The sequence below is a fragment of the Pelomonas sp. Root1237 genome, from assembly GCF_001425055.1.
Lineage (GTDB): Bacteria > Pseudomonadota > Gammaproteobacteria > Burkholderiales > Burkholderiaceae_C > Pelomonas.
On sequence record NZ_LMDK01000021.1, the window covers coordinates 300,698 to 311,263 of the forward strand.

Below are 10,566 nucleotides of genomic sequence, written 5' to 3' on the forward strand. Positions count from 1 at the left end.
GGGTCAGAGCAGCGCGCTACGCGCGCAGGTCTGACCCGCAAATCATTTGAGCAATTGCCCGGGATCGGCATCCAGCTTGGCCAGCGCCTTGCGCGTGGCCTGCACGGTCAGCGCTTCGTCCTGGGCAGGCAGCAGCAGGCCTGCCTGCAGGAAGGCGGCCATGCGGTTCAGCGAGAACAGCACGCCGCGGCCCTTGGGCGTGACGAACAGCGCCAGCTGCTTGCGCAGGCCGCGCCAGGCCAGCTGCACCTGCTCGTTGCGGCCGCGGTAGTCGAGCATGAACCAGCCGCCGACCTGCAGCTCGCGCGCCCAGGCCACCATGGCCGGCGTCGGCGCGGAGCCACCCTCGGCGACGACCTCCATGCCCTCGGATTCGTGGCCGGACAGGTCGCGCACCAGCATCTCGTCGACATGGCTGTCGCCGCCTTCGATGTCCTCGGGCAGCATGGCTTCCAGTGTCTCGAGCTGGTCCATCAGCTCGTCCAGGCGCTCGCGCGGGATGGCGGCCGTCTTGGCCGTGAAAGCGGCGGCCAATGCGTTGTTGAGCTGGCGCACATGCTCGTCCTGCTTGTCCGTCGGCAGGCCGGCGTGGCTCATGCCATCGCGCAGCGTCTTGAGCAGGGGCGGCAGGCGGCGGATGACCTCGGCACGCTCCTCGCGCGAGGCCTTGGAGCTGGCGCTCCAGATCAGGTCGGCGGCGGCCCGCTTCATGGACTTGGTCACGTCGGACTGGGCGCCCGCGCGCACCGCCGTGACGGCCAGCACGTCGGCCCAGACGTGAAAGAGGAAGTCGCGCACGCCGTCCTGTACCGGCACCTCGGACAGCATCTTGCGCAGCTCGATGGTGTACTGGATGGCCAGGGTTTCGCGTTGCTCGACCTGCTGGGCCAGCGACACGCCGCGCTTGGAGGCCTGGTTCTCGTTCTCGAAATAGTGGTCGAGGAACTTCTCGAACTCGGTCAGCACGGTGGCAAAGACCCGCCGGCCGGTGTCCGGATAGGCCTCGACGACCTGCACGACGCGCTTGATCTCCCGCTCCAGCGCATCGTTGCTGGCGCGCTCCGAACCCGGGCCACTGACCTGGGCCGTGTTGAAACCCATCACGCACGCGCCCATGCGGTCAATGAGACGACGCGCCGGATGGTCGGCGGCGGCAAAGAAGTCGGGTTCGCTGACGGCCACCCGCAGCACCGGCATCTGCAGCCGCGCGAACCAGACCCGCACCGTGGCCGGGATGCGCTCCTCGGTCAGGATGCTCTGGAACATCATGGCGACGATCTCGATGGTCGCGCGTTCGGCCGGGTTGCTCGCGGCCTGCTTCAGGACCTGCTTGAAGGCCTGGTTGCGCGCGCCAATCTCCTCCAGCGCACGCGGGGCGCTGGCGCTGCCACCGGTATCCACACCGCCAGCTGCGCCGGGGCGGCGCTGCAAGGACTCCTGGGCATGCTTGATGGCACCCATCAACCGCGGCGAGGCGGCGGAAACGGAGACGGGCGGCGCATCGGCCAGCGACGGCCTGGCCACGGAGGCGGGTGCATCGCCGCTCGATGAACTGCCACCACCGAGGGTGCCGGCATGGCTGGGTGTCACATCGGCCAGGCTCGGCTTGCCGCCACCCGGGCGGGCCGGCACCTGGCTTTTGACGACCGGAAAGCCCGGCACATGGCGGGCCAGCACACGCTGCAGTTGGGCCATGACTTCGTCGGCCTGGCTGCTCGCCTTGCTGCGCGCCGATGCCCCACCCGCGACCATCGGCACCGGGCCTGACGTGGGGGCGAGACCCGGGCCGGGAGACACCGGCGGTGGCGGCGGTACCGGCGCGCCAGTGGCCGTTGCCGTCGCCGCCGTAGCGGCCTGGGCCGTGCGGCGGATGAAGGGCCGCAGATCGACCTCGGGCAGCACCTTCTGGGCGATCAGCCAGCGGTTGGTCTCGTGGTAGGCCTCGCTGATGAGCTGGGCGAATTCCTCGTGAAGCTCATGGTGCAGCAGCTGCCAGATGTTCGCGTCCAGGCCGACGCGGGTCCAGGCGTCCAGCGCCACGCGGGCCACGACATGGGCCCGCAGCAGGTCCAGCGGTTCCAGGTCGTCATGAGCCTCCAGGGCCTGCATGCGGGTGCGCAGGTCGGTGAATTCCCAGGTCGCCCGGTCCATCATGACCAGGGCCAGGCGGGAGCTGGTGATCTCGCGCTCGATGGTCGAGTCGTCGACCAGGCTCATCTTCACCGACTGGGCCGGCACGGTCGTGTCGTGCTCGCGGGCGTTGTCGGAGACGCCGTGCACTGCCGCGTGGCGCAGCGCCGCGACGACGGCCATCTGCCAGTTGGGGCCCAGCTTCTGCCAGGCCTGCACCGCGTCGCGCCTGGCCATCATGATGGCGTGGGGGACGCCGTGGGCCAGTTGCTGGCCAGCGCCCTGGCCGACCGCAGCGACCAGGGGCGTCATGCCGCGCACCAGAGCTTCCAGATAGACGCGCCGCGCCTGGGTCGCCAGGGCCTGGTTACGAGCGGCGGTCATGGACTGGTGAGGGCTGCGCGGCTGGAATGTTGGGTTGCGATCACTCTACACGACGGCCCCGGAGTTCGGGTCATTGGGGTCGTCACGATTCACGCCCGCCTTGACCAGGTCCTCCCGCTTGACGCCCAGCCACATGGCGATGGCCGCCGCCACGAACACCGAGGAGTAGATGCCAAACAGGATGCCGATGGTCAGCGCGACGGCGAAGTAATGCAGCGTCGGCCCGCCGAACAGCAGCATGGACACCACCATCAGCTGCGTGCAACCGTGGGTGATGATGGTGCGGCTCATCGTCGAGGTGATGGCGTGGTCGATGACCTCGTGGGTGTTCATCTTGCGGAACCTGCGGAAGGCCTCGCGCACCCGGTCGAAGATGACGACAGATTCGTTCACCGAGTAGCCCAGCACCGCCAGGATGGCCGCCAGCACCGCCAGCGAGAACTCCCACTGGAAGAAGGCGAAGAAGCCCAGGATGATGACCACATCGTGCAGGTTGGCGATGATGCCGGCGACCGCGAACTTCCATTCGAAGCGGATGGCCAGGTAGATCATGATGCCGATGACCGTCGCGGCCAGTGCCTTGGCGGCGTCCTGGGCCAGCTCGGCCCCGACGGCCGGGCCGACGACCTCGGAGCGCGACAGCTTGATCGGCTCGGCGCCATCGGCTCGTCTGCAGATCTGCTTGCTGACCTGCTCGCCCTGGGGCGTCACTTCCTGATGCTCGCTGATCGTGCCGGCCTCGGCCGTGCACAGCTCGGTGAAGACCTTGCCGACCAGCTCGGTCTGCTTGATATCGCCGCGCACGGGCAGGCGGATCATCACGTCGCGCGAAGAGCCGAAGTTCTGCACCTGCACTTCGCCGAAGCCCATCTTCTCGACGACCAGGCGAGTCTTCTCGATCTCGGCCGCCTGCGGGTAGGCCACCTCGATGACCGTGCCGCCGGTGAACTCGATGGAGAAATGCAGGCCCCGCGTGACCAGGAAGAACACGGCGGCTGCGAAGGTGATGAAGGAGATAGCGTTGAAGACCAACGCATGCTTCATCAACGGCAGGTCGCGCTTGATGCGAAAGAGTTCCATGTTCTAGCTTTCTCAGGCCTTGGCGGCGACGTCGGTCGTCTCGGCGGCGGGCTTGTCGGCGTCGGGCCTCCAGATCTGCCCGATGGACACGCTCTTGAGCTTCTTCTGGCGGCCGTACCAGAGGTTCACCAGGCCGCGCGAGAACACGACGGACGAGAACATCGAGGTCAGGATGCCCAGGCAATGCACGACGGCAAAGCCCTTGATCGGGCCGGAGCCGAACACCAGCAGCGAGACACCGGCGATCAGCGTCGTCACGTTGGAGTCCAGGATGGTGGCCCAGGCGCGTTCGTAGCCCAGCCGGATGGCCTGCTGGGGCGATTCGCCGCCACGCAGTTCCTCGCGCACGCGCTCGTTGATCAGCACGTTGGAGTCGATGGCCATGCCCAGCACCAGCGCAATGGCGGCGATGCCCGGCAGGCTCAGCGTGGCCTGCATCATCGACAGCGCCGCGATCAGCAGCAGCAGGTTGAAGCCCAGCGCCAGCGACGAGAACACGCCGAACAGCAGGTAGTAGACGCACATGAAGGCGGCCACCGCGGCAAAGCCCCAGGTGACGCTGGCGATCCCCTTCTCGATGTTCTCCTTGCCCAGGCTCGGGCCGATGGTGCGCTCTTCGATGATCTCCATCGGCGCGGCCAGCGACCCGGCGCGCAACAGCAGGGCTGTGTCGCTGGCTTCCTGGGTCGTCATCGCGCCGCTGATCTTGATGCGCCCGCCGCTCAATTCGCTGCGGATGACCGGCGCCGTCACGACCTCGCCCTTGCCCTTCTCGAACAGGATGATGGCCATGCGCTTGCCGACGTTCTCGCGCGACAGGTCCTTCATGATGCGGGCGCCCTTGGCGTCCAGCGTCAGGTCGACCGACGGCGAGTGGTTCTCGTCGAAGCCGGGCTGAGCATCGACGAGGGCGTCACCGGTCAGCACCACCTGGCGCTTGACGATGATGGGGCCGAAGCCGCGGTCGATGAAGCGCTCGGTGCCGAAGGGCACGGGACCGTTGCCCTTGAGCGCCTCCAGCGACTCGCTGCCGTCGTCCACCATGCGCAGCTCCAGCGTGGCGGTGCGGCCGATGATGTCCTTGGCCTTGGCCGTGTCCTGCACGCCGGGCAGCTGCACGACGACGCGGTCGGCGCCCTGCTGCTGGATGACGGGCTCGGCCACGCCGAGCTCGTTGACGCGGTTGTGCAGGGTGGTGATGTTCTGCTTGATGGCGGCGTCCTGCACCGCGACCTGGGCCTTGGGCGCCAGGCTGCCGGACAGCTGCAGCTCGCTGCCCTCGCCCTGCGGCGTCCAGACGACATCAGGCAGCTGCGTCTGCAGCAACTCGGTGGCGGCGGCGCGCTGTTCGGCGTCGCGAAAGGCGATGACCACCGTGTTGCCGTCGCGGCTGATGCCGGCGTGGCGGATGTTCTTGTCACGCAGCATGCTGCGTGCATCGCCGGTCAGCGACTCGGCCTTCTTGGTCAGTGCCGCCTTCATGTCGACCTGCATCAGGAAGTGCACGCCGCCCCGCAGGTCCAGGCCCAGGTACATCGGGTTGGCATGCAGGCTGGCCAGCCATTGCGGCGAACGCGACAGCAGGTTCAGCGCGACGATGTAGGTCGGCTCGGCAGCATTGGGGTTGAGCTCCTTGCTGATGACGTCCTTGGCCTTGAGCTGGGTGTCGGTGTCGCCAAAGCGCGCCTTGACCGAGTTGCCGTCGAACTGGACGAAGTCCGCCTTGATGCCGGCTTGCTCCAGTGCGGCCTCGATGCGGGTGGTCATCGAGTTGTCGACCTTGACGGTCACCTTGGCACTGGACACCTGCACCGCCGGCGCTTCGCCGAACAGATTGGGCAGGGTGTACAGAGTGCCGATCAGCAGCGCGACGAGCAGGATCGCGTACTTCCAGAGCGGATAGCGGTTCATGGGGACTTCCTTGTATGCGCCTGCACGGCGTAATCAGCAGCGCCCGGGCGGCCGTGGCCCGGGAGATGGGCGCAGGGCCGATTACTTCAAGCTGCCCTTAGGGAGAACCTGGGTGACGGCGCTGCGCTGGATCTGCAGCTCGACGCCGTTGGCGACTTCCAGGTGGATGAAGTTGTCACCCAGCTTGGCGACCTTACCGATGATGCCGCCGGCCGTGACAACCTCGTCGCCCTTTTGCACTGCCTCGATCATGGCCTTGTGCTCCTTCTGGCGCTTCATCTGCGGCCGGATCATGACGAAATAGAGCACGACGAACATCAGCACCAGGGGCAGCATGCCGAGCAGGCCGTTGTCGGAACTGGCGGCAGCCGGGGCGGCCTGGGCGTAGGCGTTGGAGATGAACACGTTGAATTCCTTGGGTGGGCGGCCGCAAAAACCGCAGGGCAACCTTGAATTCTAGTGCGCCGCGCCAAACGCCCCGATGACGGGGCTCCGAGGGGCTACGCCGCTGCGCCCACCCCTGCTAACCTGCCGCCGCCACATTCAACCTGTCTGGAGTTCCTCCCTTGCCGATCAGGGCGCTGACCGACCGACTGAGCCTGCGCAGCCTGCTGACGCTGCCCTATGTCGTCTTGGTGCTGGGCCTGGTGCTGCTGGTGGGCACGCTGTCCTGGCGCGCCGGGCGCGACACGGTGAACACCTTGTCGGGCCAGCTCCTGGTCGAGGCCGTGAACCGCATCTCCGTGTCGCTGGAGCGCCATGTCGGCGGGGCCGATGCCGTGCTGGAGGCGGCCTTCCCCACCGGCCTGCCGGCGCCGGAGAACCTGCCCCGCGAGCTGGACGCGCTGCGCAACCGCTTCTGGCTGGCGACCTCGGTGCACCGGGATCCCAACAACTACGTCTACTACGGCGACCGCCAGGGGCATTTCCTTGGCCTGTGGCGCTTCTCCGAACTGGAGGCCGAGCTGCGCGTGCGCACCGCGGGCACCGGCCCGCGCACCATCTACCGCCTCAGCGGCATCACCGGCGACATGCGCTCGCCGGTCACCGAGGACAAGGTGTTCGAGCCGCGCGAGCGCCCCTGGTACCAGGCCGCACTGGCCAACCCGGCGCCGCTGAGCTGGACGCCGGTCTACATCGACTTCAAGACCCTGGATCTGGTCACGACGCGCACCAAGCGCGTGGGCAACGACGTCGGCGAACCCGAGGGCGTGGCCGCCACCGACCTGTCGCTCAAGCAGGTCAATGCGCTGCTGCAGCGGCTGTCATTGAGCGAGAACGCCGTCGCCATGGTCGTGGAAGGCGATGGGCAACTCGTCGGCGTGTCACGCGGCGCACACATGAAGACGCTGGCCGTCGGCCAGCACGAAAGGCTGAACGCCGCGCAGAGCCCCGACGCCCTCGTTGTTGCCGCCTTCGAGGCAGTGCGCCAACGCACGGCGGCCGGCGCCGAGGCCCTGGGCACCGCGCCGCGCACGGCGAGCTTTGCCGATGCCGATGGCCGCGTCGTGCAGCTCGGCTATGCCCGCGTCGACCCGGCCCTGGGCTTGAACTGGCTCATCATCGTCGCCGTGCCGCGCGCCGACTTCCTGGTTGGTGTGCAGCGCAACTTCGTGCAGGCCGGCATGCTCGCGGGCCTGGGCGTCGTCATCGCCCTGGGCCTGGGCTGGGCGGTGCTGGGCATCGTCACCCGTGAGCTGCGCGAGCTGGCCGACGCCGCCCGGCGCGTGGGCGAGGGCGTGCTCGACGAGCCGCCCGAGGTGCACCGCACCGACGAACTCGGCGAGCTCGCGCGCAGCTTTGCCGACATGCAAAGGCGCTTGCTGACCGACCAGTTGACGGGCCTGTCCAACCGCAGCGCCATCCTGCGCCGCATCGAGGACCGCATCCTGCAGCAGCGCCGCCGCGGCGACCGCTGGCCCTTCGCCGTCATGTTCGTCGACCTCGATCGCGTCAAGGACGTCAACAAGCGCTTTGGCCATGGCGTGGGCGACGCGGTGCTGAAGGAGGTCGGCCAGCGGCTGCGGGCCGGCGTGCGCATCGGCGACATCGTGTCCCGCTATGCCGGCGACGAATTCGTCATGCTGCTGGACTCGGTCGAGAACCGCGCCGACGCCGAAGCCGCGCGCGACCACCTCGAGGCCAGCATGCGCATGCCGCTGGAAAGCCTGGCGGGCCTGGCACCGGCCGACTTCCAGGTGGCGGCAAGCTTCGGCATCGCCCTCTACCCCGACGACGGCCAGGACACCGAGAGCCTGCTCCGGCATGCCGATGCCGACATGTTCGCCCGCAAGCAGCCCCCCGCCTAGCGATGCCCGCCAGCCTTGATCTCAGCACCCTGCGCCGCCTTGCCGTCGCGCGCAGCCTGTTCACGCCCACCACCCTGGTCAAGGCCGTCGAGAAGCTCGGCGGCTTTGTGCAGGCCGACCCGCTGCGCGCCCCCGCCAGGGCGCAGGACCTGACGCTGCGCCACCGCGTCAAGGACTACCGCGCCGGCGACCTGGAGCGCCGCTACCCGCGCCTGCCGCTGCAGGAAGACTTCTTCATCAACTACGGCTTCGTCACGCCCGAGCTGCGCGCGCTGATGCACCCGCGCACGACGCGTCGTGTGTGGGACAAGCCGCACTGGAAGCTCGCCAACGCCGTGCTGGCCGAGGTCGAGCGCCTGGGCGAGGCCCATCCCGCCGAGGTCGACGCGGCGCTGGGCCACGGACAGGTGAAGAACTGGTTTGGCGGTAACAGCCGGCTGTCCACCGAGCTGCTGGACGGCCTGCACTACCGCGGCCATCTCGACGTCGTGCGGCGCGACAGCGGCACGCGCGTCTACCGACTCGGTCCGACCTGGGAAGCCCACCCCGACCCGCAGACGGCCATGGACGCGCTGGCCGATGTGCTGGTGCAGAAATACGCCCCCCTGCCGGCCGGCAGCCTGTCCCAGCTCATCCGCATGCTGTTCCACGGCGCCCACCAGTGGCGCGAGCTGGCGCCGGCGACGATCACCCGCGCGAAGGAACGCCTGGCGCACACGCACATCGACGGCGTGGATTGGTACTGGCCGGCGAATGAAGACCCGACACGCGGCTGGCGCATCCCCTCGCAGGTGCGACTGCTCGCGCCCTTCGATCCTGTCGTCTGGGACCGCCGCCGCTTCGAGCTGCTGTGGGGCTGGGCCTACCGCTTCGAGGCCTACACGCCAGCGGCCAAGAGGGTGCGTGGCCATTACGCGCTGCCGCTGCTGTGGCGCGACCAGGTCGTCGGCTGGGCCAATGCCAGCGTGAAGGGCGGGCGACTGAAAGTGGACTGCGGCTATGTGGCCGGCCGCGCACCCCGCGACGCGGCCTTCAAACCAGCGCTGGAGGTGGAGCGGACGCGGCTGGCGGAGTTCTTGGGGGTCGAGGCCGGCTGATGCGAAGGACGAGTGCTTGACGGGGCGGCTAGCGGCCAGCAACTGACGGCCCCACGTCACGGAAAGCCTCTTCACCAGCAAGTCAGCCCGCAAATGGCGAGGATCGGGCTCTGACCACATAGGTCAACGGCCTTCGTTGACGACCATCAGCCACGAAGACGTCAGGTCCGACAGTGACCACGGTCGGCCGCAAGCTGGCGAAGGTGAGCACAGAGCTGCCTTGGCAGCATTGATTCGACTGAAGGACTCCAGCAGTTCCAGCGGCTCCAGCCAGACGCGATGCTAGAGTGCCTCGCCCCGTCTCCAGCCCCCGGAAGTGTCCGCTCCGATACCCCAGCCGTCCAAGCCGCCGAAGAGCCGTCGTCACAAGTTGCCCACGCTTGCTGACGTCGCGCGAGAAGCGGGGGTTTCTAGTGCGGCGGCGTCCTCCGCGCTCAGCGGTGCGAAGGGTTCGACGCGCGTGTCGGTCGAGACGCGTGAACGGGTCCTCGCGGCGGCGGCGCGCTTGAGCTACCGGCCCAACGCGACCGCGCGTGCGCTGACGTTTCAACGCACCAATGCCATCGGCTTCGTCGCCAACATTGCCAATGAGGAGCCCAACCTCTATTTCCTGGAAATTTTCAGCGGCGTCGTGCGGGGCGCGACGCAAGCCCAACAGAGCACATCCATTTTTCCGCTCGGCGGCTGGGAAGAAGCGCCCAAGCGCATCCCTGCGTTGTGCGACGGACGCGTCGACGGGCTCGTCGTGCTGGCGCGTCAGCTGGAAGATGACAGCACGACTTGGCTGCCACCGCATACGCCCATGGTCACGATCCACGCTGGCCCGCTATTGCAGGCCCAGGTGAACGTCGAGGCCGACGATGAAGCAGGCGGCTATACCATTGCACGCCACATGCTCGAGCTTGGCTATCGCCGGATCCTCTGCATGGGTGGTCCGGTGAACGTCAAGGGCGCGGACGTCCGTGTCGATGGCTTCCTGCGCGCCCATGCCGAAGCCGCAGTGGAAGTTGCATCCGACCATCTGATCCGCACGTGGTTCACCGCCGAAGGGGGTAGGCAGGCCATGCGGGAATGGCTGCAACGGCACCGCGGTCAGCCGTTGCCCGAGGCCGTCTGTTGTGGCAGCGACGACATCGCCTTCGGCTGCATCGAGGCGCTGCAGAGCTGCGGGTTGAGCGTTCCTCGGGACATCTCCATTGCAGGCTTCGATGACACCTTGATGGCCCGCGCACTGGGCATGACGACCGTGCGCCAGCCCCTGCTTGAGATAGGTCGTCGTGCGGTCGAGGCCCTGATGCAGCTGATCGAGGCGCAGCGCCGTGGCGAGGCCTACGAGGGCCCTCGCGACATCGTCCTGCCCGTCGAGATCGTCCACAGGCGGACCTTGCCAGGACCGCGGAGCGAGCCGCTGACCATCCCTTGACACGTGCGGAGGTGGCTAGGTTTTCCCCTAGTCAGCTTAACTGGTCGACCAATTTAAGATGCGCGTGCGGCGTGGCCGCACCTTTTTTGATCGGCTGATTAATCGGTTAATTAAAAATTGATCAACCGATTAGGGCCTGTTAACACTACCGCAGGCCATCTGCGATGAGTGCGAAGCAGATGAAGGCGATGAACATGACGTCGAGCTTCTCGAATCTGGAGAAGATGCGGCG

The 10,566-nt window shown here is 67.6% G+C and carries 7 protein-coding genes and 1 pseudogene; 3 read left to right on the plus strand and 5 right to left on the minus strand.

The window, feature by feature from the left end; genetic code table 11:
- Positions 1–42 precede the first annotated feature (42 nt).
- From ASC91_RS27635 to yajC, 4 genes are all read right to left on the minus strand, one after another.
- The gene (locus ASC91_RS27635) at positions 43–2,514 is read right to left on the minus strand and encodes a DUF1631 family protein (protein WP_056205231.1); all 2,472 of its coding nucleotides are present in this window, start codon (positions 2,512–2,514) and stop codon (positions 43–45) included.
- 45 nt (positions 2,515–2,559) lie between these two features.
- On the minus strand, positions 2,560–3,594 hold the full coding sequence (secF, locus tag ASC91_RS27640) for a protein translocase subunit SecF (RefSeq protein WP_056205235.1): 1,035 nt from the start codon (positions 3,592–3,594) through the stop codon (positions 2,560–2,562).
- Between the two features lie 12 nt (positions 3,595–3,606).
- A complete protein-coding gene (gene secD, locus ASC91_RS27645) occupies positions 3,607–5,505 on the minus strand; it encodes a protein translocase subunit SecD (RefSeq protein ID WP_056205238.1) in 1,899 nt (632 codons plus the stop codon).
- Positions 5,506–5,586: 81 nt separating this feature from the next.
- A complete protein-coding gene (gene yajC / locus ASC91_RS27650; RefSeq protein WP_056205313.1) occupies positions 5,587–5,910 on the minus strand; it encodes a preprotein translocase subunit YajC in 324 nt (107 codons plus the stop codon).
- A 161-nt stretch (positions 5,911–6,071) separates the two neighbouring features.
- Here yajC and ASC91_RS27655 point away from each other — a divergent pair, with 161 nt between their 5' ends.
- From ASC91_RS27655 to ASC91_RS27665, 3 genes are all read left to right on the plus strand, one after another.
- The gene (locus ASC91_RS27655; RefSeq protein WP_056205240.1) at positions 6,072–7,814 is read left to right on the plus strand and encodes a sensor domain-containing diguanylate cyclase; all 1,743 of its coding nucleotides are present in this window, start codon (positions 6,072–6,074) and stop codon (positions 7,812–7,814) included.
- A gap of 2 nt (positions 7,815–7,816) precedes the next feature.
- Positions 7,817–8,911 (plus strand): DNA glycosylase AlkZ-like family protein, encoded by a 1,095-nt coding sequence (locus ASC91_RS27660; protein WP_056205243.1) that lies wholly within the window; start codon positions 7,817–7,819, stop codon positions 8,909–8,911.
- A 370-nt stretch (positions 8,912–9,281) separates the two neighbouring features.
- Positions 9,282–10,334, plus strand: a complete 1,053-nt coding sequence (locus ASC91_RS27665) for a LacI family DNA-binding transcriptional regulator (protein WP_162247881.1) — start codon at positions 9,282–9,284, stop codon at positions 10,332–10,334.
- A 145-nt stretch (positions 10,335–10,479) separates the two neighbouring features.
- On the opposite strand, the pseudogene ASC91_RS27670 reads toward ASC91_RS27665, so the two are convergent.
- Positions 10,480–10,566, minus strand: a pseudogene (locus ASC91_RS27670) (IS5/IS1182 family transposase); the annotation flags it as partial.

What these genes read in the sequence shown, in the direction of transcription:
- ASC91_RS27635 (WP_056205231.1), bottom strand. Translation starts at nt 2,514, where the DNA reads ATGACCGCCGCTCGTAACCAGGCCCTGGCGACCCAGGCGCGGCGCGTC.
- secF (WP_056205235.1), bottom strand. Translation starts at nt 3,594, where the DNA reads ATGGAACTCTTTCGCATCAAGCGCGACCTGCCGTTGATGAAGCATGCG.
- secD (WP_056205238.1), bottom strand. Translation starts at nt 5,505, where the DNA reads ATGAACCGCTATCCGCTCTGGAAGTACGCGATCCTGCTCGTCGCGCTG.
- ASC91_RS27660 (WP_056205243.1), top strand. Translation starts at nt 7,817, where the DNA reads ATGCCCGCCAGCCTTGATCTCAGCACCCTGCGCCGCCTTGCCGTCGCG.